Source organism: Xanthomonas sp. LF02-5 (assembly GCF_034105325.1).
Classification (GTDB): Bacteria; Pseudomonadota; Gammaproteobacteria; order Xanthomonadales; family Xanthomonadaceae; genus Xanthomonas_A; species Xanthomonas_A sontii.
The window spans coordinates 1-25579 of record NZ_JAXGGF010000005.1 but is presented as its reverse complement, the minus strand read 5'-3'; the positions used below and the strand labels follow the sequence as shown (position 1 = coordinate 25579).

Sequence of the window (25579 nt, the reverse complement as noted above, 5' to 3'; positions counted from 1 at the left end):
CAAGCGCAGATCTGCAGGAAGACGATTCATCCGACCACCTCGATGAACAGGTCTTCCAGGCCCAGCCGATCGATGCGGATGCCGGGGACGGTCAATAGCGCGGACGGCAGCTCGGTGGCATGCAGCACCACCACGACACCGCCGTCGGCGGCGTGGCGGCGCGCCAGTTCGCCGCGCAACGGCGCGTCCAGCGTCGCGGCTGCCGACGCCGGGATGCCGATGCGCAGGACCCGGTCCTTGAGCTCGTCCAGCGGCTGGTCCAGCAGCAGCCGGCCCTGGTTGAGGAAGGCCACGCGCGAGGCCACGCGTTCCAGGTCGCTGACGATGTGGCTGGAGAACAGCACGGTGGTGCCGGCGTCGCAGGTTTCGGTGACGATCTCGCGCATCAGGTCGCGACGCGCGACCGGATCCAGCGCCGAGGCCGGTTCGTCGAGGACGAGCAGCGCCGGCCTTGCGGCCAGTGCACGGACCAGGGCCAGACGCTGGGCCTGGCCGGGCGAGAGCTTGCCGATGCTCTGGGTGCGGTCCAGTTCCCAGCGGCGCAGCAGCGTGTCCGCGCGCTGCGCGTCCCAGTGCGGATAGAGCTGCGCGGCAAAGGCCAACAGTTCCTCCACACGCATCCAGCCGAAGGCCTGCGGTTGCTGCGGCACGAAGCCCAACTGCGCCTTGCGCGCATCGTCCAGGCGCAAAGCCGGGCCGCCGAACACCCGCGCCTGGCCGTGCTGCGGTTGCAGCAGGCCCAGCAGGCAGGCCAGCAGGGTGCTCTTACCGGCGCCGTTGCGGCCGATCAGTCCGACCACCTCGCCGCGCCCGATCTGCAGGCCCACGCCCCGCAGCACGTCGCTGGCACCGAACGCCAGGTGCAGGTCGTGCGCCGCCAGCGGCAGGTCCATGTCCAGATCGGTCTGGATTGCGCTCTGCATCGCCACGCTACTCATCGCCAGGTTCTCCAAACAACTGTTCAAGACGTTCGATCACGGGAGGCGCCGGCAGGCCCAGTTCGCGGCAATGCCGGACCAGTTCCTGCAGGCGCGGCTCGATCAACTCCAGGCGCTGCCGTTGCGGTGCGGCGGCGGTCGCGGCCACCGCCATGCCGCGGCCGCGCAGGCGTTCCAGCACGCCCTCGGCTTCGAGCTGGCTGTAGGCGCGCGAGACCGTCATCGGGTTCACCGCGTGGACCGCGGCGACCTCGCGCACCGAGGGCAGGCCGTCGCCCGGGCGCAGTTGCCCGGCGGCGACCAGGCGGCGGATCTGCTCGGCGATCTGCCGGTAGATCGGCTCGGGGGCGCTGGGTTGCACGTGGAGGTGGGTTGCATCCATGTGTATTAATACATCAATACACTTGGCGGATGTCAATGCGTTTGCCGACGAACGGTAGGCGGCGCGCTCAGGGTGGAGCGGGGTGGGCGAAGCGCAATTCGCCCAGCGGGCCGGCCATCCGGAACGGCACCGATTCCAGGCGCAGGCCGCGGTTGAGCTGGACGGCGAAATGCAGGTGCGGGCCGCTGCTCAGGCCGGTGTTGCCGGACAGGCCGAGGCGGTCGCCACGCTGCACCGCCTGGCCCACCCGCACCTGCACGCCGCCGGGGGCCAGGTGCGCGTAGATCGCCATGCTGCCGTCGGCGTGCACCACCCGCACCAGATTGGCGGCCTGACCCAGGCGCGGGTCGGTGCCGGACTCGCGGAAGTCGTCGCGCACCTCCATCACCACGCCCGCGCGCGCGGCCAGCACCGGCGTGCCGTCGGGCAGGGCGAAATCCAGGGCATAGGCGTTGGCCGGGTCGCGATGGCTGAAGGCGCCGCCGAAGCCCTGGTCGATGCGCACCGGGCGATCGGCGAAGGGCAGGGCATACAGCACCGCGTCGGCATGGGCGCGCGGCGAACCGGGGACGGCCTCGATGCGCAGTCGGGCGCCGTCGCCGCCGGCCTCGGCGAGGTCACCGGGTGGATACAGGCGCGCGACCACGCGGCGCTCGCCGGCGGCCAGCTCCACCGTCAGCGGCAGCGCGGGGACGGCGGTGAAGCCGGCGCTGTCGCCGAGCAGGCAGATCTGCACCGGGCCGCCAAGCGGATTGCCCAGTGCGACCTCGCGCAGGCCGCTGTCGCGGGCGGTCACCTGCAGCCACGCCGGCGGTGGCTGTGGTTCGGGCCGCGGAGCATTCCAGCGCAGCAGCGGTTGCGCAGGCGTGCCGGTCGCCAGTGCCAGCGACAGGACCACGGCAAGCCAGCGGCGGGAGCGGCGTCGGCGCACGGACAGGGGCTGCGATGGGGGAAGCGGAGTATGGCCGAGGCCAGGGATCGAAAAATCATATCGCTTCATCCGAATAAAGAGATTGACATGTCCGAAAATCGCTGGCATCGTGGCTTCACCATCGAGACCGGCGGAGGGACAGGCCCTTTGATGCCGGGGCAGCCAGCGGACGCGCAAGCGCCCGTGTAGGTGCCAAATCCTGCGGGGACCACGCGTCCGCCGAAAGATGGTTCGATCCATGCCCTCTGCATGGCGAACGCGAGCTCCGCGAAGCTCGATGGCCGTTCCTCTCCGGATACCGCCATGCGCCTCGTGAACTCGCCTGATCGCCCCACCTCCGCCACTCCGCCCCACGACCGCGTTGCCGCGCCGGCCGACGGCGTGCACGCGATGCGTGGCGAGATCGCCGTCGCGTTGCCGCTGCGCCACGCCGGTGTGCAACTGCTGCGCCTGCGCTACGAACTGAGCGGCCCGGCTGCCGCGCCGGTGGTATTCGTCGCTGGCGGCATCTCCGCGCACCGCCATCTCGCCGCCAACGCCAGTTTTCCCGAGAAGGGCTGGGCCGAAGGCCTGGTCGGGCCGGGGCGGGCGCTGGATCCCACCCAGCGGCGGCTGCTGGCGTTCGATTTCGTCGGCGCCGACGGCAGCCTGGACGCGCCGATCGATAGCGCCGACCAGGCCGATGCCATCGCCGCGCTGCTGGACGCGCTGGACATCGCGCAACTGCACGGGTTCGTCGGCTACTCCTACGGTGCGCTGGTCGGCCTGCAACTGGCGGTGCGGCATCCGCAGCGCCTGCAGAAGCTGATTGCGGTCAGCGGCGCGCACCGCGCGCATCCGTATGCCGCCGCCTGGCGCGCGCTGCAGCGCCGCGCCGTGGCGCTGGGCCAGCTGCAATGCGCCGAGAGCCACGGGCTGTCGCTGGCGCGGCAGTTCGCGATGCTCAGCTACCGCACTCCGGAGGAATTCGGCGAACGCTTCGACGCGGCGCCGGAAGTGATCAACGGCCGCGTCCGCGTCGCCGCCGAAGACTACCTGGACGCCGCCGGCGCGCAGTACGTGGCGCGCACCCAGGTCAACGCCTACCTGCGCCTGTCCGAATCCATCGACCTGCATCGCATCGAGCCGGCTGCCGTCGCCGTGCCCACCGTGGTGGTGGCGGTCGAGGGCGACCGCCTGGTGCCGCTGTCGGACCTGGTCACCCTGGTCGAAGGCCTGGGCCCGCGCGGCAGCCTGCGCGTGCTGCGTTCGCCCTACGGCCACGACGCCTTCCTGAAAGAAACCGATCGCATCGACGCGATTCTCGCCACCGCCCTTCGCCCCACCGGAGTTGCCGCATGAGCACTGCCCACGACACCGATCTGCCCTGTAGTGCCGCCACCGCCGCGGTCCGCGCCGGCATCGACCGCGATACCGCCTACGGTGCGGTGACCCCGCCGATCGTGCTGTCGTCGAACTTCAGCTTCGACGGCTTCGGCAACAAGCGCCAGTACGACTACACCCGCAGCGGCAACCCCACCCGCGACTTGCTCGGCGAAGCGCTGGCGGAACTGGAAGGCGGCGCCGGCGGCGTGATCACCGCCACCGGCATGGGCGCGATCAACCTGGTGCTCAATGCGCTGCTGCAGCCAGGCGACAAGCTGGTGGTGCCGCACGACGCGTACGGCGGTAGCTGGCGCCTGTTCAACGCGTTGGCCAAGAAGGGCCACTTCGAACTGATCACCGCCGACCTGACCGATCCGCGCTCGCTGGCCGATGCGTTGGCGCAGGCGCCGAAGCTGGTGCTGATCGAGACCCCGTCCAACCCGCTGCTGCGCATCACCGACCTGCGCTTCGTCATCGACGCCACGCACAAGGCCGGCGCGCTGGCGGTGGTCGACAACACCTTCCTGTCGCCGGCGCTGCAGACCCCGATCGCCTTCGGCGCCGACCTGGTGATCCACTCCACCACCAAGTACGTCAACGGCCACAGCGACGTGGTCGGCGGCGCGGTGATCGCCGCCGATCCCGAGCTGCACCAGCAACTGGTGTGGTGGGCCAATGCGCTGGGCCTCACCGGCTCGCCGTTCGACGCGTTCCTGACCCTGCGCGGCCTGCGCACGCTGGATGCGCGCCTGCGCGCGCACCAGGAAAACGCACAGGCGGTGGTGGAACTGCTGACCACGCACGCCGCGGTGCGCCAGGTGTACTACCCCGGCCTGGCCTCGCATCCGGGCCACGCGGTGGCGGCACGGCAGCAGCGCGGCTTCGGCGCGATGATCAGTTTCGAACTGGCCGGCGGTGAGGCCGAGGTGCGCGCCTTCGTCGACGGCCTGCGCTACTTCACCCTGGCCGAATCGCTGGGCGGCGTGGAGAGCCTGATCGCGCATCCGGCGACCATGACCCATGCGGCGATGACCGCCGAGGCGCGCGCCAAGGCCGGCATTTCCGACGGCCTGCTGCGTCTGTCGGTGGGTATCGAATCCAGTGCGGACCTGGTCGCCGATCTGCAGGCCGGCCTGCAGCGCGCGCAGCGCGCCGGCGAGGCGCTGGCACGCAAACGGGTGGACGCGTGAGCAGCGGGTTGGCCGATGCGCCGTCGGCGCCGCTGCGTGCGGCGCCCGCCGTGGCCACCGCGCGGCTGGGCCTGCTCGGCACCGGGACCGTCGGCCGCGCCTTCGTCGCGCGCTACCAAGCGTTGCAGCAGCGCCGGCCTGGCCTGCCGACCTTCGCCTGGCTGGCCAATTCGCGCACCGTTGCCGATTGCGCGGTGACGCCGGCGCAGGCGCTGGCCGCGGCCAATGCCGCCGCGCGCACGGCGCAGGCGGTGACGTTGCCGGAGGACCTGGGCCGGGGCGACATCGTGGTCGACGCCACCGCCAGCGAGGCGGTGGCGCAGCGCCATGCCGAGTGGCTGCGGCGCGGCGTGCACGTGGTCACCGCCAACAAGCTCGGCCAGGGCGCCGCGCTGGCGCGGGCGGAACAGATCCAGGCCGCCCGCCATGCCGCCAGCACCCACTACGGCGACAGCGCCACGGTCGGCGCCGGGCTGCCGTTGCTGAGCAGCCTGCGCGCGCTGGTCGCCGGCGGCGACCATATCCACGCGGTGGAAGGCGTGCTGTCCGGCTCCCTGGCCTGGCTGCTGCATCGCTACGACGGCCGCCGTGCCTTCTCCGCGTGCGTGCGCGAGGCCGCGGCCGCCGGCTACACCGAGCCCGATCCGCGCGAGGACCTGTCCGGCGAGGACGTGCGACGCAAGCTGCTGATCCTGGCCCGCGCCGCCGGCCTGCCGTTGCGCGCCGAACAGGTGCAGGTGGAGTCGCTGGTGCCGGCCGCGCTGGCCACGGTGCCGCTGGCGCAACTGGATGCCGCACTCGAACAATTGGACGCGCCGCTGACGGCGCGCCTGGCGCAGGCGCAGGCCGCCGGTGCCTGCCTGCGCTTCGTCGGTCGCTTCGATGCACATGGCGCCTCGGTGGGCCTGCGCGCGCTGCCGCTGACGCATCCGCTGGCCAGCGGTGCCGGCACCGACAACCGCGTCGCCATCCACAGCGACCGCTATCTGCAGCAGCCGCTGCTGATCCAGGGGCCGGGCGCGGGCGCCGATGTCACCGCGGCGGCCTTGCTCGACGACGTGCTGCGGATCGCGGTGCGCTGAGCGAAGCGAACGACGCCCGCCATCGTGTGCGGGCATCGCGGTTCGGACTGGGGCGATACCGACGGGCAGTCGGCGTGTGGGCAACGCTGCCTGCACGCCGATGCCTGCGGGTCACGCGGCGCGGCCGTCGCGCGTTGCACGACGGCCGGCGCCGCAGCTCATTGCAGACCCTGGCCCATGGTCTTCAGCAACTCGCCCTGGTAGTCGCCGCTGAATTCCCAGAAGAACGCGCCGCCCAGGCCCTGGGTCTTGACGTAGTTCATCTTCTCGGTGACCAGCGCCGGGTTGTCGTAGCTCCAGAAGGTGCTGCCGTCGTACTTCCAGTGCGCATGCGCCTGCGCGTCGACATAGCTGGTGCCGGCGCGGCCGCGCAGCACCTTGTAGTCCTCGATGCCCGCCTCGTAGGTACCCGGTGCGGCGCTGCCGCTCTGGTACAGGCCGTGGTTGACGTTGGGCACGTTGGTCCAGCCGCGCCCGTAGAAGCCGATGCCGAGGTTGAGCTTGGTGGCGGGCACGCCACGATCGAGGAAGGCCTGGATGGCGTCGTTGCTGTTGTAGTAACGCTGGTCGCCGCTGGACGGATCGGCCGACGACTCGAACAGCGCGGAGTGGTGATTGGTCTGCGGATCCCAGGCGCCGTGGAAGTCGTAGGTCATCACGTTGAGGTAGTCCAGGTATTGCGCGTACAGGTTCGGGTCGGTGACCCGGATCTTGTCGATGCCGGCGCCGACCGCCACGGTCAGCAGCAGCCCCGGCCGCACCTGGTCGAGCTGGCGGCGGAACTCGGCCAGCAGCGCGGTGAAGTTCTGCCGGTCTTCGGCGCTGCCGCAAGCGATGCCGCAGGCCACCGGGTATTCCCAGTCGATGTCGATGCCGTCGAACACGCCGGCCGCGGCCGCTGCGCCGCCGGCGCCGTCGGTGACCGGCAGGTTGCCGCGGATGTAGGCATCGATGCACGAGGCGACGAAGGCCTGGCGGTTCTCGGCGCGCGCGGCGCTGGAGAAGCCGCGCGACCAGGTCCAGCCGCCCAGCGAAATCAGCACCTTCAGCCCCGGATGCGCGGCCTTGAGCTTCTTCAACTGGTTCCAGTTGCCGCGCAGCGGTTGGTCCCAGGTATCGCCCACGCCGTCCACGCTCTGCGCGGCGGAGAACGCCTTGGTGTAGTCGGCGAAGGCATCGCCGCCGGCGCCGGTGCTGCTGTCGGAGGGTTGGGTGACGCCGACTTCGCAGCGGTTGTTGCGGACATTGCCGAAGGCGTAGTTGATGTGGGTCAGGTAGCCAGCGGCGCCGCTGGTCTGGATGTCGCGCACCTGGTAGTTGCGGCCGTAGATGCCCCACTGGGTGAAGTAGCCGATCACGCGCTTGCCGCCGCCGGCGCTGGCGGGCAGGGTACGCACGTTCAGCGTGGCGCTGCTGGCCGAGACGTTGCCGGCGTTGTCGCGGGCACGGACCGCGTAGGCGTACGCAGTGTCGGCGATCAGTGCCGAGTCGGTGTAGCCGGTGGTGCTGGAGGTGCCCACGCGATTGCCGTCGCGGAGGATGTCGTAGCCGGCCAGGCCGCTGCCGCCGGCGTTGTCGGAGGCGGCATTCCAGGTCAGGGTGATGGCGTTGCTGGCGCGCGTGGCGGCGGCCAGGCCGGTCGGCACGCTCGGCGCGGTGGTGTCGGTGGACGCCGCCGCGATAGTGATTGTGACGGCGGCCGAGGTGGTGCGGGCGCCGGCGTTGTCGGTGGCCACCGCGGTCAGGCTGTAGTCGCCGGCCGCCGCGCCGCTCCAGGACAGCGTGTACGGCGCGCCGCTGACGCTGCCCAGCGAGGTGCTGCCGCGGAAGAATTCGACCCGCGCCACGCTGCCGTCCGGATCGCTGGCCGACGCCTGCAAGGTGATGGTGGTGCCGACCACGAAGCGGGTGCCGGTCGTGGGCGCGGTCATGGTCACGCTCGGTGGCTGGTTGCTCGAACTGCCATCGCAGGTGCCCAGGTCCTGGTACCAGCCGCAACTGGTGCAGTACGTCGGCGCGGTGTTCCAGATCGGACCGTTGGCGCGGTACAGGTGGCCGGCGTAGGTCAGGGTGTCGCCGGCGGCGTAGATGGTGGCAGGGTTCCAGGCGGCGACGCCGCTGCACGCGGCGGCCCAGGTCTGGCCGGGCACGAGGCCGGCCAGGACGAGACAACAGAACAGCAACCACGATCCGGCGGATTTCGTGTTCATGGTGACGCCTCCGATGCGGTAGGTAGCGCGACTGAGGAGCGGCGGTGAGCCGCTATCTGGTTCCTTGAGTCCGATCACCCGGGGGCTTGGAGACGCGTGGCGCCGACGTCGTTTGACTCGCACGCGGACCGGGCACGCGCAGGGTCCGAACGAGAAGACAACGTTGTCAACCGACAAATCCGACGAATGCGAGACAGATCCAGGATTGCTACGATGACAACGTTTTCATGATTGTTCGATGCTGCGGTGCAGTGCGGGTGTGTCGAGTGCACCGAAGCGTGCGTGGTGCAGGGCGGGAGGCACACCGCCGAGCGGATACGTGCAGCGCGCGCTGCTTGTCAATGCTGCCGCGACGACCCGAGAGATTCCGCGGCAAGACGCGTTCGCGCCGCCGTGCAGGATCAGTCACCGGACCTGTTGCGGGCGCGTGCGCTCAGGGCGCCGTGCCCAGCGCCTCGAGCAAGGCCGCATTGAAGCGCTGCGGCGCTTCCACCTGCGGCGAATGGCCGAGGTCGTCGAAGGCGACCAGGCGCGCGCCGGGAATCGCCGCAGCCGCGCGCTTGCCCAAGGCCGGGTAGTCGCCCAGGGTCGCCGCCAGCGCCGGTGGCGCCAGGTCCTTGCCGATCGCGGTCCGGTCGCGCTGGCCGATGAACAGGGTGGTCGGCACGCGCAGTTGCGGGAAGCGCTGCACCACCGGCTGGTTGAACACCATGTCCGAGGTCAGCGCCTGGTTCCAGGCCACGCGGTCGCCGCCGGGACCGGCGTACAGGCCGGCCTGCATGCTCACCCAGCGGTCGTACTCGGGCTTCCACTGTCCGCCGTAGTAGACGGTCTGCTGGTACTGCTTGATCGAAGCCGCGTCGGTCTTGCGCTCCTTGGCGTACCAGTCGTCGACGCTGCGCCACGGCACGCCGGCGGCCTTCCAGTCCTCCAGCCCGATCGGGTTCACCAGCAGCAGCTGGCTCACGTCCTGCGGGTACTGCAGCGCGTAGTGCGCGGCGAGCATGCCGCCCATCGAATGGCCGACGATCGCGGCGCGGCGCACGCCGGCCTGTTGCAGCAACGCATGGGTATTGGCCGCCAGTTGCGCGAAGCTGAACTGATAGGCCTGCGGCTTGCTCGACTTGCAGAAGCCGATCTGGTCCGGCGCCAGCACCCGATAGCCCTGTGCCACCAGCGCGGCGATGGTCGATTCCCAGGTCGCCGCGCAGAAGTTCTTGCCGTGCAGCAGCACCACGGTGCGGCCGTTCGGCGTGCCGGTCGGGGCCACATCCATGTACGCCATCTGCAGCGGCTGGCGCTGCGAGTCGAAGCGGTACCAGTGCACCGGATAGGGATAGGCGAAGCCTTCCAGTTGCGCGCCGTAGCGCGGCGGCGCATCGGTAGCGGAGGCGAGTGGCGACAGGGCGAGGGCGGCGAGCAGCAGGCAGTGGCGCATGGGAGCAGGGCGGCAGGCGTGATGGACCACGACCTTAGCCCGGCCTGCTCTTGCCAGGCGTCAACGCGTTACACGGGCGCCAGGCTGCCGCCGTTGTGCACCAGGGTCAGGCAGGCGTGGTGCTGCATCCGCGCGAGCGGTTCCTGCAGCGCGGCCAGCACCTGTTCGGCCTGCGCGCCCAGCACCGGCCGGTACGCCGCCCAGCCGTTGCGGCCCTTGGCCTTGGCCTGATACAGCGCACGGTCCGCCAGTACCAGCAGTTGTTCCCAGCCGAGCAGGTTGTCCGGGTCGTGCACGAACGGGAATTCCGCCAGCCCGATCGAGCAGGTGACCCGGCCCTGGCGGCCGTGGTCGAGCACGAAGGGGTGCGCGGCGACCGAGCGACACAGCCGTTCGGCGGCCATGGTGAGATTCTCGCGCGGCGCCGAACGCAGCACCAGCAGGAACTCCTCGCCGCCCCAGCGCACCACGTAGTCGCTTTCGCGGGTCAGCCGCACCAGCAACTGCGCCATCTGCTGCAGCACCGCGTCGCCGGTGTGGTGGCCGCCGCTGTCGTTGATCGACTTGAAGTGGTCGATGTCGATGAGCGCGAACAGCATGCCCGAGGACAGCATGTCCTCGTCGTTGGCGGCCATGCGCCGGTACAGCGCGATGTCGCTGGGGATGTGCAGCGACAGGTAGCGGCGGTTGCGCAACTGGGTCAGCTCGTCGGTGAAGCTGGCCTCCTGCAGGCGCTGGTTGGCCGCCTGCAGCGCCTGGGTGCGCTCGCGCACCTGGCGTTCGAGGATGTCGCGCTGGCGCCGGTTGTGCAGCCGCGCCAGGGCCACCGCGCACAGCAGCAGGGCGAACGCGCCCAGCGTCAGCAGCAGCCTGTAGAACGGGGTTTCCTGGAAGCGCAGCGCGATCCGCAACGGCAGCCGCGCCGGCGCGGCCGCCCACACGCCGGCGTTGTTGCTGCCGGTGACTTCGAAGACGTAGTCGCCGCCGGGCAGGTTGGTGTAGCTGACCGCGCGCTGGCGGATGTCGTCGAGGGTGCGCCAGCCGCGGTCGTAGCCGAGCAGGCGGTAGCGCAGCTCGACGTTCTGCGGCGCCTGGAACGAGGCGGCGGTGAACTCGAAGTCGAGGTCGCGCGCGCCTTCCGGCAGCGGTGCGGGCAGCGCCTGCGGCGTCAGCCACTGGCCCAGCGCACGCACCCGCTCCACCACCGGCTGCGGCGCCACCGGATTCTTGACGATGCCGGCGGTGTCGAGCGCGACCACGCCGTCGCGGCTGGGCAGCCACAGCGCGCCGTGCTCGATGAAGCCCTTGCCGTTGCCGGCGCCGTTGCAGCACATGCCCTGCACGCCGCCATGGCGCTGCGCGCGCTCGGTGAGCATCAGTTCGGCGTTCAGCGGCGCCTGTGGCGACGCCGCATGGCGCAGCAGGTTGGCCAGGCGCACGCGGTAGACCCCGCGCAGGCCGGCCACCCAGATCGCGCCGCGGCCGTCGTCAGCGATGAAGAACGCGGCGTTCACCGGCAGCCCATCCTGTTCCCCGAACGCGTACCAGTGCGCGCCGTCGAACAGCCACAACTGCTCGTTGAGGGTGCCGACCAGCCATTGCCCGCCGGGCAGCTCGTGGATCGCGGTGACGTCGGCGCTGGCCAGCGCCGAGCCCGGCGGCGCCAGCGCGACCAAGCGCTCGTCGCGCAGCGCGTACAGGCCCGACTGCGCGCCGATCAACAGGCGCCCGTCGCGGGTCTCGTGGATCAGCCGCACGCGCGGATCGCGCAGGCCCTCGGCGGTGCCGTAGCGGCGCAGCCGCGTGCCGTCGGCGCGGAACAGACCGTCGGTGCTGGCGAACCACAGCCGCTGCGCGCGATCGCGGACGATCCCGCTGATCTGCAGGTCGCGCAGCGGCGCCAGCCAGTCCGGCTGGATGAGCCGGCCGTCGCGGTACAGGGCGGCGCCATGGCGGGTGCCGATCCACAGCTGGCCGGGTTCGGCCAGTAAGGTATAGGGCGCCTCGTTGTGCAACTGCGCCAGGCTCAGGCGCGGTTGGTAGCGGCCATCGCGCAGCTGCGACAGGCCGCTGTCGGTGCCGACCCACAGCGATCCGTCCGGATCGCGCGCCAGGGTCCACACCAGCGCGTCGTCCAGCCCTTCGTGCGTGCTGTAGCGTCGGGTCCAGCCGTTCCACAGCCGGGTTGCGCCGCTCCAGCTGCTGCCCAGCCACAGGTTGCGCTCGCGGTCCTCGAAGATGGCGTTGACGCCGACGTTCGGCTTGTTTTCCGGGTTGCGTTCGACGATGGCGCCATCGCGCACGCGCAGCAGCGCGCCGGGCTGTCCCACCCACAGATTGTGGTCGCTGTCCTCGAACAGGGCCTGCACCGCGCGCCGGCTGGTTCCGGTCGGGTCGGGCAGCCATTGCCAGCGCCCGTCGCGGCGCAGCAGCAGGCCGTCGCGGGTGCCGGCCCAGAGCGTGCCTTGCGCCTCCAGCAGATGCTGCACCGGCGTCGCGCCGGCCTCCTGCGGCAGTGCCAGCAACTCCGGCGCGTCCTGGCCGGCGACGAAGCGCAGCACCGCGCCACGCGTACCCACCCACAGCGCGTCGGCGCGCGGCAGCAGCGTGTAGGCGCCGCCGGCGATGCGGTGGCGCAGCTGCAGGCGATCGCCCTGCACCGCGTAGACGCCATCCTGCGCCGCGACCAGTACGCTGCCGTGCGCGTCGGTCGCGATCGCTTCGATATTGAGCAACGGCGCCTGCGGGTCCTGCGGCAGCAGCGTGGTGAAGCGTCCGTCGCGGTAGCGCGACAGGCCGCGGTAGGTGCCGATCCACAGCGTGCCGGCGGCGTCCGCGTGCAGCGCCTTGATCAGGTTGCCGGGCAGGTGCGCCGGCGCGCCCTCGTTGAACGAGGTCATGCGCACGCCGTCGAAGCGGGTCAGCCCGCCCATCGTGCCGATCCACAGATAGCCCTGACGGTCCTGGGCGAACGCCTGCACGCTCAGCTGCGGCAGGCCCTGGTCCAGCCCCCAGCCTTCGCGCTCGTAGTGATGGAACTGCTTGTCCGGCTGCAGTGCCCGCGCCTGCGGCACACATGCGCTCCACGCCGTCGAGAGCATGGCCAGCTGTAGCGCCAGCAGGCGCCAGGAGGCGTGTGGAAACCGCAATCGCATGCCCATGCCGGATCGGCCGACGTCTCTGTCGTTAGCGGCAACGCCACGCGGATCTTGATGCGCGCGGCAGCGAGGACGCTGGTGATCACCCGGGCCAGCGTCCATCGGGCTGGCTCAGCACTCGATGACGTTCACCGCCAGCCCGCCGCGGCTGGTTTCCTTGTACTTGTCCTGCATGTCGCGGCCGGTGTCGCGCATGGTGCGGATCACCTTGTCCAGCGACACCTTGTGCTTGCCGTCGCCGCGCATCGCCATGCGGCTGGCGTTGATCGCCTTGACCGCGCCCATCGCGTTGCGCTCGATGCACGGGATCTGCACCAGGCCGCCGATCGGGTCGCAGGTCAGGCCGAGGTTGTGCTCCATGCCGATCTCGGCGGCGTTCTCGATCTGTCCCGGCTTGCCGCCGAGCGCGGCGACCAGGCCGCCGGCGGCCATCGAACAGGCCACGCCGACCTCGCCCTGGCAGCCGACCTCGGCGCCGGAAATGGAGGCGTTTTCCTTGTACAGGATGCCGATCGCCGCGGCGGTGAGCAGGAAGTCGAACACGCGCTGTTCGTCGGCGCCGGGGCAGAAGCGGTCGAAGTAGTGCAGCACCGCCGGGATGATCCCGGCCGCGCCGTTGGTGGGCGCGGTGACCACGCGGCCGCCGGCGGCGTTCTCTTCGTTGACCGCCAGCGCGTACAGGTTGACCCAGTCCAGCGTGGTCAGCGGATCGCGCATCGCCGCTTCCGGCTTGGACGACAGCTCGCGGTACAGCGCCGGCGCGCGCCGCGACACGTGCAGGCCGCCGGGCAGGGTGCCTTCCTCGCGGATGCCGCGGGTCACGCAGGCCTGCATCGCGCCCCAGATCTCGCGCAGGCCGGCGCGGATCTCGTCCTCGCTGCGCCAGCACTTCTCGTTCTCGAACATCAGCGCGGCGATGCTCAGGCCGCTGCGTGCGGCCTGCGCCAGCAACTCGTCGCCGCTCTTGAACGGGTAGGGCAGCGGCGTCTCGTCGGCGACGATGCGGTCGTCGGCGGCGTCGTCCTGGTTGACCACGAACCCGCCTCCGACCGAGTAGTAGTCGCGCGTGGCGATGACTTCGTCGTTGGCGGCGTAGGCGGTGAAGCGCATGCCGTTGGTGTGGTACGGCAGCTTCTGTCGCTTGTTCATCGCCAGGTCGCGCTTCTCGTCGAAGGCGATCTCGTGCCGGCCGAGCAGGTTGATGCGTTTGCTGCTGCGGATGCGCTCCAGCGCACCGGGGATGATGTCCGGATCGATCAGGTTCGGGCGCTGGCCTTCCAGGCCCAGCAGCACCGCCTTGTCGGTGCCGTGGCCGCGCCCGGTCAACGCCAGCGAGCCGAACACTTCGGCGCGCAGGCGCACCACGTCCTGCAGGCGGCCCTGGTCGAACAGCCAGCGGTGCACGAAGCGCTCGGCGGCGCGCATCGGCCCCACCGTGTGCGAGGAACTCGGCCCGATGCCGATCTTGAACAGGTCGAAGGTGCTGACAGCCATGCGCGTGCCGAAGGGGTGGGCGAAAGACCGTCTATTCTATGCTTCCGGCACGCGGCCCAGGTCCGCAGCGCAGCATAGGACGCGAGCATGTCCCTGACCCTGTACCAGCGCGACGACTGCCATCTGTGCGACCAGGCTCTGCAGGTGCTGGCGCAGGCGCGCGTGGCCGAGCCGGACAGCGTGTTCATCGACGACGACGCGACACTGGAGGCGCGCTACGGGGTGCGCGTGCCGGTGCTGCGCGCTGCGGACGGGCGCGAGCTGGACTGGCCGTTCGATGTTGCCGGCGTGCGCGCCTGGCTGGCGGCGTCGGCCGAATGCGCGTGAGCCGCGCATAAAAAAAGCGGCGGACCCGACGAGGAAATCCGCCGCTTAGCGGCCGCGCGCCCGCGGCCTGTGGCGAATCACTTCGCCTTGAACACCACCTTGGTGCTGATCGCGGTTTCGTTGGGAATGGTCTTGGTGTCGGCCCAGTCGCCGCCGCCCACGCCGAAGTCCAGGCGCTTCACGGTGGCCTTGCCGGCCAGCACCGGCTGCGCGCCCGGGGTCCAGGTGAAGGTCAGGGTCACCGGCTTGGACACGCCGCGCAGTTCCAGGGTGCCGTCGGCGGCGAACTGGTTGTTGCCCAGCGCGCGGAACTTGTCGGCGCGGTAGTGCGCGGTGGCGAACTTGGCCACGTCGAAGAAATCCGCGCCCTGCAGGGTGGAGTCGCGGTCGTTGTTGCCGCTCTTGGCGCCGGCCAGGGGGATGGTCACGTCGAGCTTGGCGCCGGCCAGGTTGGCCGGGTCGAAGCTGAGCTTGGTGTCGAAGCCGGGGAACTGGCCGGTGAACACTTCGCCGTCGTACTTGCTGGCGAACACCAGGGTGGAGCCGGGGGCCTGCACATAGTCCGCGGCCTGCACCGCGGGGGCGGCGGCGAGCAGGGCCACCAGACTGGCGGCGACGGCGGCGGGGGACGCGAAACGGGTCGACATCGAAACAGCTCCTCAGGACTTGGGGGTGAGCCAGCCGCGCGGCAACATCCGCGCCAGGGTGGCATCGCGTTGGAACAGGTGGTGGTAGAAGGCGGCGCCGGCATGCGCCAGGACCACCGCGATCAGCAGCCAGAAGCCCCATTCGTGCACCGTGTGCGAGAGGTCGCGCAGGTGCTCGTTCGGGGCGCTGAGCTTGGGCACCGCGACCAGGCCGAACCAGCGGAACGGGCGCAGGCCGCTGGCGGAGTCGTACAGCCAGCCGGACAGCGGGATGGCGAAGATCATCACGTACAGCAAGGCGTGGGTGGCGTCGGCGATGCGTTCCTGCCAACCGGGGGTGCCCGGCACCGGCTTCGGCGCGCCGGCGTACAGGCGCCAGCCCAGCCGCACGATCACCAGCGCCAGCACGGTCAGGCCCAGCGACTTGTGCGCGGTGTAGACCCAGAAATACTTGGGCGTCTTCGGCAGTTCGCCCATGGTCAGGCCGACCACGCCGAGCAGCAGGATCAGGGCGGCGATCAGCCAGTGCAGGGTCTGGCTGACGCTGCCCCAGCGGTCGGGGGTATTGCGGGCGCTCATGGCGTGCCGTCCTGCGCCGCCGGCGCGGTGGGGGTGTCGGTGGGAGCGGCAGGCGGAGTGCCCGGCGCCGGATCCGGTTCGGCCTTGGCGCCGCCCTCGCGGGTGGCCTCGGCCTCGATGCGCAGTTCCACCGTGCCGCCGATCACCGACGGCCAGGAACTGATGCCGAAGTCGGCGCGCTGCAGCGTGGTGGTGGCGGAGAAGCCGGCGGTGCGACGGAACGGCGGCAGCGGATGACGCTTCACTGCGTTCAGGGTCACGTCCAGGGTCACCTCGCGGGTGACGCCGTGCAGCGTCAGCTGCCCGATCACCTTGGCGTGCTGCGCGTCGATCGGCTCGACGCGGGTGGAGACGAACTGCGCTTCCGGGTAGTGCTCGCCGTCGAGCAGGTTGTGCGCCAGCGCGGCGCGGTTCCACTTCTCGTCGCCCAGGTCCAGCCGCTGCAACGGCACCCGCGCCTGCAGCCGTGCGCTGCGCCAGTCGTCCGGGTCGAACACCAGGGTGCCGGTGCTGCCGGACACGGTGCCCAGCGCCTTGGAGAATCCGGCGTGCTCGATCGCGAACAGCACCCGGGTATGCACCGGGTCCAGCGCGTACTGCGCCGGCGCGGCCAGGGCGGCGCCCGGCAAGGCCAGCAGGAGGGCCACGAGAGAGGGTCTGAACATGGAGCGGGGCCGCGCTGGGAGGTCGCCGGATTCTAGTCACAGTCCGGGCCGGCTGCGTACCTGCGGCGCGTAACGGTTCGTTGCGCGCGGTGGCAGGTGTGATTTTTCCGCGGCCGCGGGGTATAAGAACGCTGCCGCGGCGAGCGGCACACGGAGCGGGCGCGCCGCGCGTCCGGCCCCGGCAGTGCGCCGGTGTTCATCCGCCGACGTCCTTTGCCGGAGCCGATGTCCATGCCCATCCCGCATCCCCCACGCCGGTGGCGCTGCTGGGGGCTGGCCTGCCTGTTGGCGCTGGCCGCCGTGTGCGCCGATGCCAGCGCCGGGGTGCCGGAACTGCCGCGCTTCCGGGTGTTCTCCGGCGAGCAGGGGCTGCCGTCCAGCGATATCTCCAGGTTGCAGCTGGACCGCGACGGCTATCTGTGGATCGCCAGCGGCGACGGCCTGGCTCGCTACGACGGGCGCGAGTTCCGGGTCTGGCGCCACGATCCGGCCGATCCAGCCTCGTTGCGCTGCAACTACGTGCAGGACCTGCACATCGACGCGCGCGACCGCATCTGGGTGGCCTGCGAGGGCGGCGGCCTGAGCATGCTTGGCGCGGACCGGCGCGGCTTCCGCCACTTCAACATGGCCACGCAGCCGGCGATGCGCAGCGACGACGTGTTCGCCATCGCCAGCCGCGGCGACGCGGTGTACTTCGGCACCTACCGCGGCGGTCTGTACCGGCTGGGCGGCGACGGCCGCGTGCAGCGCATCCGCGCCGGCGATCCGGCGGTGGACGCGCTGCTCGACAGCGCCGTGCTGACCCTGGCCTTCGACGATGCCGGGGTGCTGTGGGTGGGCACCTTCAAGGGCCTGGTGCGCTACGACGGCCGCCACGCCAGCGCCTACCGCATCGACGACGGCTTGCCGCAGGAGGAGCAGGTGATCATGTCGATCACCCGGCTCAGCGATGGCCTGTGGTTCAGCGGCAACACCGGCCTGTTCCGGCGCGACCGTGCCGGGCGCTGGTTGCGTGCGGACTGGATCGGCGCGCTGCATCGCGCGGCCAGCGCGATCGCCGAGGACGGCGCCGGCGGCTACTGGCTCGGCAACGGCGAAGGCCTGTGGCACAAGCCAGCCGACGGGCCGGCGCGGCGGGTCGACACCGGCGGCGCGGCGGTGTCCGGCGCCAGCGTGGTGGAAACGCTGTTGCGCGATCGCGAGGGCGGCCTGTGGGTGCCGCTGCCGACCCGCGGCCTGGGCTACCTGCGTCCGGACTGGCGCCGCCTGGCGGTGCTGGGCACCGCGCAGGGGCTGCCCGCCGACCAGTACGTCGGCCTGGCGCCGGCGCGCGCCGGCGGCGTGTGGCTACTCGGCGCCGGCGCCAGCGTGTTCCGCCTCGATACCACCAGCGGTGCGCTGAGCGCGCCGCACTGGTCCAACGGCGCGCCCAGCGGACGCACGCTGTCGGTGCTGGACGACCCGCGCGGCGCGTTGTGGATCGGCGGCAGCAGCGTGCTGTTGCGTGGCCCGCTGGACGGCGGCCCCCTGCAGCGCTGGACCCGCGCCGCCGGCGAGGCAGACGCGATCCCGGACGGCACGCTTGCCTGGCTGCAACTGGACGCACGCCAGCGGCTGTGGATCGCCGCGCCGGGCTACGGCGTGCAGGTGCGCGATGGCGACGGCCACGTGCTGCAGAACCTCCCCGGCGGCCAGCACGGCCTGGCCGGCACCGACATCGCGGCGTTCGCGATGGCGCCGGACGGCACGCCGTGGGTCGCCGCCGAACAGTTCCAGCACTGGGACGGCGCGGCCGGGCAGTTCCGCACGCCGCCGGAGCTGGCCGGCGAGAAGGTGCAGTCGTTCGCCTTCGCCGACGCGCGCACGCTGTGGGTGCATCGGCTGTCCGGGCTGGAACTGTGGCGGCGCACCGGCGCGCACTGGCAGCGCAGCCAGCGCTACGCGGTGGCCGACGGGCTGCCGGCCACCGAGTCCAGCGCGCTGGTCGCCGATTCGCAGGGGCGCGCCTGGCTGGGCATGCGCCGTGGCCTGTTCCGGGTCGATCCGCGGCGCACGCCGGCGGTGCGCGCGTTCGGCACCCGCGACGGGCTCGGCAGTCAGGAACTGGTGCGGCGCGGCCTGCTGATGACCGCCGACGGCGTGCTGGTGGCGGCCGCCGCGGACGGCAGCGTGGCGCTGCTGGACACGCAGCAGCCGGATCCGGTGCCGGTGCCGCTGGCGCTGAGCATGGAGAGCGTGCAGGTGCGGCGCGGCCCACAACTGCTGACGCTGCCGACGCGCGGCGACTTCACCCTGCGCTCGGACGACCGCGACCTGCGCGTGGCGGTGCGGCTGCTGTCCTACATCGATCCGGAACACATCGTCTACCGGTTCCGCCTGCCGGGCTACGACCGCGACTGGGTCAGCACCGGCGCCAGCGGCGAACGCACCCTGCCGCAGCTGCCCGATGGCGCGCAGGTGCTGGAGATCCAGGCGCGCACCCGCAACGGCGCCTGGTCGCCGACGCTGCGCCTGCCGTTCCGGGTGCAGCCGCCGTGGTGGCGCAGCGTCTGGGGCATCGTCGGGCTGCTCGCCGCGGCCGGCCTGCTGCTGCTGATGTCTCTGCGCGCCTACCGGCGCCGCCTGGGCCGCCAGCACGCCTGGGAACTGGCCCTGCACAAGCAGGAACTGGCCGAGCAGGCCTCGCTGGCCAAGACTCGCTTCCTGGCCACGCTCGGCCACGAGGTGCGCACGCCGCTGACCGGGGTGCTGGGCATGAGCGAACTGCTGCTGGCCACGCCGCTGGATCCGAAGCAGCGCGGGTATACCGAGTCGATCCGCCGCGCCGGCACCCACCTGCTGCACCTGGTCAACGATGCGCTGGACCTGGCGCGGATCGAGGCCGGGCGCCTGCGCCTGGAGTCGCAGCCGTTCGCGCTGCAGGCGCTGATCGCCGAAGTGGTCAATCTGATGGCGCCGCTGGCGCAGGCGCGCGGGCTGCGCTTCGATCTGCACGACGGCATGCCCGGCGCGACCACGGTGGAAGGCGATGCGCTGCGGGTGCGGCAGATCCTGCTGAACCTGCTCGGCAACGCGATCAAGTTCACCAGCAGCGGCTCGGTGGCGCTGAAGGTGGCGCCGGGGCAGGATGGCCAGGGGTTGTGCATCGAGGTGGCCGATACCGGCCCGGGCATCGGCAGCGAGCAGCAGGCGCGGCTGTTCCAGCGCTTCGAACAGGGCGACGGCCCGCGCACCGCGGTGCGCCAGGGCGGCAGCGGCCTGGGCCTGGCGATCAGCCAGGAACTGGCGATGGCGATGGGCGGGCGCATCCAGGTCGAGAGCCGGCTGGGGCATGGCGCGTGCTTTCGCGTGGGCCTGCCGCTGCGCTGGCGTCCGGCGCAGGAACCGGCGGCGGTCCCGGTGCCGGCACCGCGCGCGCGCACCGCGCTGCGCATCCTGCTGGTCGAGGACGAACCGACCGTGGCCCAGGTGATGGTCGAGCTGCTGCGCGGCCGCGGCCATCAGGTGACCTGGGCCGCGCACGGCCTGGAGGCGCTGACCGAAGCCAGCCAGGGCAGCTTCGACATCGGCCTGCTCGACCTGGACCTGCCGGCGCTCGACGGCCTGGCGCTGGCGCGGCAGTTGCGTGCGCTGGGCCATGGCTTTCCGCTGCTGGCGGTGACCGCGCGCTCCGACGGCGAGGCCGAGGCCGCCGCGCGCGCCGCCGGATTCGCCGGGTTCGTGCGCAAGCCGGTCACCGGGCAGATGCTGGAAGGGGCCATCGACGCGGTGCTGGACGGGGCGCCGCCGCCGCTCTGAGTCGATGCGGGACGCGGTTGCCAGCGCCGGCGCTTATCGCCGACGATGGCGTCGGTGGTGCGGGACGGATGCCCGTCGGGGAGACAGAGGCGATGCGGTCGAGACGGATCTTGGGATGGCTGCTGCTGGCGTGGTCCGCGGTCGCCGGCGCGGCAGTGCCGCCGACGCCGCAGCCGCGCCAACTGACCGTGGCCGACGGCTTGCCGTCCAACAGCATCAATGGCTTCGCCGAGGACAAGCTCGGCTACCTGTGGCTGGCCAGCAGCGATGGCCTGGCGCGCTTCGACGGACGCGGCTACCGCATCTGGCGGATCGAGGACGGCCTGCACCACAACAAGATCTGGTCGGTGCACGTCGATGCGCAGAACCGGGTCTGGTTCGGGACCGACGGCGCCGGCCTGGGCATGCTCTCGGCCGATCGCCGGCAGTTCCGCTACTACGATCGCAGCACCTACCCGCAGATCGGCTCCACCACCGTGTGGTCCATCGCGTCCACGCCGGACGGCAGCGTCTGGTTCGGGACCTCCGCCGGCGGCCTGCATCAGTTGCAGCCGGACGGCCGCCTGCGCCGCTTCATGCCGATCCCCGGCGACGCGCGCAGCCTGCCTTCGGCCAGCGTCACCCATCTGGCGACCACGCCGGACGGCACCCTGTGGGTGGGCACCCGCGGCGGCCTGGCGCGCTGGACCGGCCACGATTTCCAGAGCGTCGCCGCCGACGCGCTGCCGCGGCCGGACGTGCAGGGGCTGACGCCCGAGCGCGACGATACGCTGTGGGTTTCCACCCTGGGCGGGGTGCGCCTGCTGCGCGCCGACGCCAGCGTGGTGGAGCCGTACTGGCGCAACATGCCCGGCGACAGTGTGCTGGGCATGCTGGTCCACGACCGCCACGGCACGCGCTGGTTCGACACCATGGATGGGCTGGGCCGCGAGAGCGAGTCCGGGGTGATCCGCAACGTGCCGCTGTACAGCAATTCCGCGCACGGACTGGTCAAGCCGAACTGGTCGCTGGCCTTCGAGGATCGCGAGGGCGGCCTGTGGTTCGCCAGCGGCAATGCCGGGCTGTGGCACCTGCCGGCCAACTGGCAGCAGTTCTCGGTGCTGTCCTATCGCGTGGACGACCCGGAGTCGATGGGCAACCCCTACGTGCTGGCCACCGCCGCTTCCCGCGACGGTGGCGTGTGGCTGGCCGGTACGCGTGGCGTGCTGGACAAGCTCGATCCGGCCACCGGCGCCGTGCATCGGCACATGCGCGCGATGTTCGGTCTGGACTGGGCGCGGGCGATCGCCGAAGACCCGCAGGGCCGGCTGTGGGCGGCGGCCGCGGGGGCGGTGCTGCGCTACGACCCGGCCAGCGGCGAGGTCCGGCGCTGGGGCAAGGATGCCGGGGCCGATGCGCCGATGATGGACCAGGTGGATCGGATCGTCTTCAGCAGCGACCGCCACGTCTGGATCTTCAGCGACATCACCGGCGTGCAGGTGCGCGACCTCGATGGCCACGTGCTGCGCACCATGGCGCCGGGAAGCGCCGGCCTGCCTGCGGATCTGACCGTGCAGGAGGCCAGCCTCGGGCCGCAGGGCCAGCCCTGGTTGCTGGGGCAGCACGGCCTGCTTGCCTGGAGCCCGGAGCGCGCGCGGTTCGAAGCGGTGCCCGGCGCACCGCAGCGCCCGCTGAGCGCCCTGGCGATCAGCGACGGCAACGTGGTCTGGCTGGCCAGCGTCGGTTGCCTGGAGCGCTATCTGTGGGACGGCAGCCGGCTGAGCCTGCTCGACCGCATCGACGCCGAACAGGAGTTCCCGGCGCTGGCGCCGAACGGCCTGGTGGTCGATGCCAGCGGCGTGGCCTGGCTGAGCAGCGTGCGCGGGCTGATCCGGGTCGATCCGGCGAGCAAGGCGATCCGCTCCTACGGCGTGCACGATGGCCTGCCCAACCAGGAGTTCCAGATCCGTACCCTGGTGCAGGCGCGCAGCGGGCAGATCCTCGGCGGTACCCCGGACGGCGTGGTGCTGTTCGAGCCGTCGCAGGTGGTGCCGTCGCGGCGGCAGCCGCCGCTGGTGATCGAGCGCATCGGCGTGCGCCGCGGCGAGCGCGGCCTGGACCTGCTGCACGCCGACCGCATCGTGCTGCAGGAAGGCGACCGCGATCTGCACGTGGTCGCGCGCCTGCTGTCGTTCTCCGACACCGACGCCAACACCTACCGCTTCCGCCTCAGCGGCTACGACCCGGATTGGGTCGATGTGGGCGCCAGCGGCGAGCGTCTGTTCTCGCGGCTGCCGTCGGGCCACTACACCCTGGAGATGCAGGCGCGTACCGCCGACAAGGTCTGGTCGAACGTGGTCAGTCTGCACTTCCGCGTCCTGCCGCCGTGGTGGCGCAGCCCCTGGGGCATCGCCGGGCTGGCGGTGCTGGCGGTGCTGGCGCTGTGGTTGCTCGCGTACCTGTACCGGCGGCGGCTGCGCCGGCGCGCCGCCTGGCAACTGGCGGTGCACAAGCAGGAGGTGGCCGAGCAGGCCTCGCTGGCCAAGACCCGCTTCCTGGCCACGCTCGGCCACGAGGTGCGCACGCCGATGACCGGGGTGCTGGGCATGAGCGAACTGCTGCTGTCCACGCCGCTGGACACCAGGCAGCGCCGCTACACCGAATCGATCCGTGACGCGGGCTCGCACCTGCTGCGCCTGGTCAACGATGCGCTGGACCTGGCGCGGATCGAGGCCGGGCGCCTGGAACTGGAACAGCAGCCGTTCGACCTGGGCCGGCTGATCGCCGAACTGGAGGCGATGATGGGGCCGATGGCGCGCAGCCGCGGGCTGGTGTTCGCCCTGGACAACGCCATGCCGCCGCAGGTCACCGCGCGCGGCGACGCCACGCGGGTGCGGCAGATCCTGCTGAACCTGCTCAACAACGCCATCAAGTTCACCGAGCACGGCAGCGTGCAGTTGCGGGTGGCGCCGCTGCAGCCGCAGCAGGGCGTGCGCTTCGAGGTCGCCGACACCGGGCCGGGCATCAACGCCGAACAGCAGGCGCGATTGTTCCAGCGCTTCGAGCAGGCCGACGGGCCGCGCACCGCCGCACGCTACGGCGGCAGCGGCCTGGGCCTGGCGATCAGCCAGGAACTGGCGGTGGCGATGGGCGGGCGCATCGAACTGCGCAGCCGCCTCGGCGCCGGCACGCGCTTCGTGGTCGACCTGCCGTTGCCGTGGGTGCCCGAGCCGCTGCCGCAGGCGCCACGCGACGCCCGCGCGTCCGCCAGTGCCGCGGCGCCGCGGCGGATCCTGCTGGTCGAAGACGATCCGACCGTGGCCGAAGTGGTCGGCGGCCTGCTGCGCGCACGCGGCCACCACGTCACCCACGCCGCGCACGCGCTGGCCGCGCTGACCGAAGCGGCGGCCAGCACGTTCGACATCGCCCTGCTCGATCTGGACCTGCCCGGCCTGGACGGCCTGGCGCTGGCGCGGCAGTTGCGCGCCTTCGGCTACGGCATGCCGCTGATCGCGGTCACCGCCCGTGCCGACGCCGACGCCGAGCCGCAGGCGCGTGCCGCCGGTTTCAGCGGGTTCCTGCGCAAGCCGGTGACGGGCGAGATGCTGGCGAAGGCGGTGGAGGCGCCAGAAGATGGAGAAGGCAGCAGGAGCGAGGAGGGCAGGTAAGTCACACCCGTCCGGTATCCGCAGCAGGTGTGACCAGCAGAGGGCAGGTGCCTTCCAGGCTGTATGCAGTCGGGACTGAAGTCCCTCCCACATGGAGCAGGTTGCGCATCCCGCTCCTGCGACTCCCCAACCCCGACTCCCCAATCCCCGCTTTTCGGCTACTCCGCCACTTCCTCCACCTGCTTCGGCAACGGCCGCGTATCCGGCAGCTGCCAGAAGATCAGCGTCGAGGTCAGGGTGATCGCGCCGACGCAGACGAAGGTCGCATGCAGCGCCGCGGTGGCGCCGTGGGTATCGCCGAGGTGGGTATTGAATGCCGCCAGCAGGCTGCCGGCCGCCGCGGCGCCGAAGCCGGTGGCCAGCATCATCACCATCGACAGCAGGCTGTTGCCGGCGCTGGCTTGGTCGCGGTCCAGGTCGCGCAGGGTCACCGTGTTCATGACGGTGAACTGCAGCGAGTTGACCGCGCCGAACAGCGCCAGCTGCAGCAACCGCCAGCCCAGCGGCTGGCCGGCGTCGAACAGCAGGAAGCTGGCCATCGCGGTGCCGACCAGCACGGTGTTGGTCATCAGCACGCGGCGGTAGCCGAAGCGCTCCACCAGCTTCACCGCCGCGCGCTTGGAGGCCATGCCGGCCAGCGCCACCGGGATCATCATCAGCCCGGCGTTCATCGGGCTCATGCCCAGGCCCACCTGCAACAGCAGCGGGATCAGGAACGGCATGCTGCCGCTGCCCACGCGCGAGAACAGGTTGCCGAGGATGCCGATGCGGAAGCTGGCGACCTTGAACAGATGCAGCGGGAACAGCGGCGCCGCCGCGTTGGCCGCGTGTAGCCAGTAGCCGATCAGCGCCGCCAGCCCGGCGATCGCCAGCAGCATCACGAAGGCGTGGCGCAGGCCCAGCTCGGAGATGCCGTCCAGCGCCAGCGACAGCGCGACCATGCCGAAGGCCAGCATCGCGTAGCCGATCAGGTCGAAGCGGGTGCGCTGCTCGCCGTAGAAGTCCGGCATGATCTTCAGCGCCGCGGCGAAGCCGATCGCGCCGATCGGCAGGTTGATCAGGAATACCCAGTGCCAGGACGCCACCTGCACCAGCCAGCCGCCCAGGGTCGGGCCAACGAGCGGCCCGATCAGCGCGGGGATGGCGATGAAGCTCATCGCGCTGAGGAACTGCGCCCGCGACACCGAGCGCATCACCGCCAGCCGGCCCACCGGCAGCAGCATCGCGCCGCCGATCCCCTGCAGCACCCGCGCGGCCACCAGATACGGCAGCCGCGGCGCCGCCGCGCACAGCAGCGAGCCGAGGGTGAACAGCACGATCGCGGCCAGGAAGGTGCGGCGGGTGCCGTAGCGGTCGGCGATCCAGCCGGAGGCGGGAATGAACATCGCCACCGCCAGCGCGTAGCTGAACACCACCGACTGCATCTGCAAGGGGCTCTCGCCCAGGCTGCGCGCCATCGCCGGCAACGCGGTGTTGACGATGGTCGCATCCAGCATCTGCATGAAGATGGCCAGCGACACCAGCCACAGCAGCGGACGGAAACTACGCGCGTCGGGAACGGCGATCGGATCGGAGGAGGGCGCGGACATCGGCACGCAGGGGCGACGCGAGGGGGGCGATAGGATCGCGCAGATCGCGTCGCCGTGTCGTGCAGTTGCGCGCGTTGCGCGCTTGCGATGCAGCGCGCGCTCAGCGATCAGCGCTGTCGACGCAGGTATGGACGGCGCC

Annotated in this window: 17 protein-coding genes, 1 pseudogene and 1 riboswitch; of the genes and pseudogenes, 6 read left to right on the top strand and 12 right to left on the bottom strand. The window is 71.4% G+C overall.

Annotated features, from left to right (window positions below; translation table 11 throughout):
• Positions 1 to 26: 26 nt before the first annotated feature.
• From SLW52_RS13930 to SLW52_RS13920, 3 genes are all read right to left on the bottom strand, one after another.
• Positions 27 to 965, bottom strand: coding sequence for an ABC transporter ATP-binding protein (locus SLW52_RS13930; RefSeq protein WP_267123107.1), 939 nt, complete (start codon positions 963 to 965; stop codon positions 27 to 29).
• On the bottom strand, positions 931 to 1320 hold the full coding sequence (locus tag SLW52_RS13925) for a GntR family transcriptional regulator (RefSeq protein WP_017910488.1): 390 nt from the start codon (positions 1318 to 1320) through the stop codon (positions 931 to 933). The genes SLW52_RS13930 and SLW52_RS13925 overlap by 35 nt, the downstream gene beginning before the upstream one ends.
• A gap of 67 nt (positions 1321 to 1387) precedes the next feature.
• On the bottom strand, positions 1388 to 2122 hold the full coding sequence (locus SLW52_RS13920) for a M23 family metallopeptidase (RefSeq protein WP_320740652.1): 735 nt from the start codon (positions 2120 to 2122) through the stop codon (positions 1388 to 1390).
• A 244-nt stretch (positions 2123 to 2366) separates the two neighbouring features.
• Positions 2367 to 2484, top strand: a riboswitch (SAM riboswitch).
• Between the two features lie 70 nt (positions 2485 to 2554).
• Here SLW52_RS13920 and SLW52_RS13915 point away from each other — a divergent pair.
• The 3 genes from SLW52_RS13915 to SLW52_RS13905 are packed head-to-tail and all read left to right on the top strand — an operon-like array spanning position 2555 to position 5888.
• The gene (locus tag SLW52_RS13915; RefSeq protein ID WP_267099180.1) at positions 2555 to 3592 is read left to right on the top strand and encodes a homoserine O-succinyltransferase; all 1038 of its coding nucleotides are present in this window, start codon (positions 2555 to 2557) and stop codon (positions 3590 to 3592) included.
• Positions 3589 to 4806 carry an O-succinylhomoserine (thiol)-lyase gene (locus SLW52_RS13910; protein ID WP_160946433.1) on the top strand — a complete coding sequence of 406 codons (1218 nt, stop codon included), beginning with the start codon at positions 3589 to 3591 and terminating at the stop codon, positions 4804 to 4806. Before SLW52_RS13915 ends, SLW52_RS13910 begins: the two co-directional genes overlap by 4 nt.
• A 32-nt stretch (positions 4807 to 4838) precedes the next feature.
• Positions 4839 to 5888, top strand: coding sequence for a homoserine dehydrogenase (locus SLW52_RS13905; protein WP_267083790.1), 1050 nt, complete (start codon positions 4839 to 4841; stop codon positions 5886 to 5888).
• A gap of 158 nt (positions 5889 to 6046) precedes the next feature.
• Here SLW52_RS13905 and SLW52_RS13900 read toward each other — a convergent pair whose 3' ends face one another.
• The 5 genes and pseudogenes from SLW52_RS13900 to SLW52_RS13880 all read right to left on the bottom strand — a co-directional run bounded on the left by SLW52_RS13900 (position 6047) and on the right by SLW52_RS13880 (position 14188).
• Positions 6047 to 7366, bottom strand: coding sequence for a glycoside hydrolase family 18 protein (locus SLW52_RS13900; protein WP_267083789.1), 1320 nt, complete (start codon positions 7364 to 7366; stop codon positions 6047 to 6049).
• A 270-nt stretch (positions 7367 to 7636) separates the two neighbouring features.
• Positions 7637 to 7819: pseudogene (locus SLW52_RS13895) on the bottom strand (Ig-like domain-containing protein); the annotation flags it as partial.
• 712 nt (positions 7820 to 8531) lie between these two features.
• Positions 8532 to 9536, bottom strand: a complete 1005-nt coding sequence (locus SLW52_RS13890) for an alpha/beta hydrolase (protein WP_152237496.1) — start codon at positions 9534 to 9536, stop codon at positions 8532 to 8534.
• Positions 9537 to 9604: 68 nt separating this feature from the next.
• Positions 9605 to 12610, bottom strand: a complete 3006-nt coding sequence (locus SLW52_RS13885; protein ID WP_320740643.1) for a two-component regulator propeller domain-containing protein — start codon at positions 12608 to 12610, stop codon at positions 9605 to 9607.
• Between the two features lie 195 nt (positions 12611 to 12805).
• Positions 12806 to 14188: an L-serine ammonia-lyase gene (locus tag SLW52_RS13880; protein WP_017913648.1), complete on the bottom strand. Its 1383-nt coding sequence runs from the start codon at positions 14186 to 14188 to the stop codon at positions 12806 to 12808.
• Between the two features lie 87 nt (positions 14189 to 14275).
• On the opposite strand from SLW52_RS13880, the gene SLW52_RS13875 reads away from it, so the two are divergent.
• The gene (locus SLW52_RS13875) at positions 14276 to 14515 is read left to right on the top strand and encodes a glutaredoxin family protein (RefSeq protein WP_017913647.1); all 240 of its coding nucleotides are present in this window, start codon (positions 14276 to 14278) and stop codon (positions 14513 to 14515) included.
• 77 nt (positions 14516 to 14592) lie between these two features.
• Here SLW52_RS13875 and SLW52_RS13870 read toward each other — a convergent pair whose 3' ends face one another.
• Genes SLW52_RS13870 through SLW52_RS13860 form a run of 3 tightly spaced genes read right to left on the bottom strand, consistent with a single transcriptional unit; the run spans position 14593 to position 16406 of the window.
• Entirely contained in the window at positions 14593 to 15162 is a 570-nt protein-coding gene (locus tag SLW52_RS13870; RefSeq protein WP_152181815.1) for a YceI family protein, read from the bottom strand.
• Between the two features lie 12 nt (positions 15163 to 15174).
• The gene (locus tag SLW52_RS13865; protein WP_017907780.1) at positions 15175 to 15741 is read right to left on the bottom strand and encodes a cytochrome b; all 567 of its coding nucleotides are present in this window, start codon (positions 15739 to 15741) and stop codon (positions 15175 to 15177) included.
• Positions 15738 to 16406, bottom strand: a complete 669-nt coding sequence (locus tag SLW52_RS13860) for a YceI family protein (RefSeq protein ID WP_150409433.1) — start codon at positions 16404 to 16406, stop codon at positions 15738 to 15740. Before SLW52_RS13860 ends, SLW52_RS13865 begins: the two co-directional genes overlap by 4 nt.
• Before the next feature lie 231 nt (positions 16407 to 16637).
• Between SLW52_RS13860 and SLW52_RS13855 the strand changes: the two genes are divergently transcribed.
• Together SLW52_RS13855 and SLW52_RS13850 are read left to right on the top strand one after the other, a co-directional pair.
• Entirely contained in the window at positions 16638 to 20204 is a 3567-nt protein-coding gene (locus SLW52_RS13855; RefSeq protein ID WP_320740644.1) for an ATP-binding protein, read from the top strand.
• Positions 20205 to 20272: 68 nt separating this feature from the next.
• Complete coding sequence (locus tag SLW52_RS13850; protein WP_320740645.1) at positions 20273 to 23851, top strand: ATP-binding protein; 3579 nt, start codon at positions 20273 to 20275, stop codon at positions 23849 to 23851.
• 158 nt (positions 23852 to 24009) lie between these two features.
• Here SLW52_RS13850 and mdtD read toward each other — a convergent pair whose 3' ends face one another.
• Complete coding sequence (gene mdtD, locus SLW52_RS13845) at positions 24010 to 25440, bottom strand: multidrug transporter subunit MdtD (RefSeq protein ID WP_267092580.1); 1431 nt, start codon at positions 25438 to 25440, stop codon at positions 24010 to 24012.
• Between the last annotated feature and the right edge of the window lie 139 nt (positions 25441 to 25579).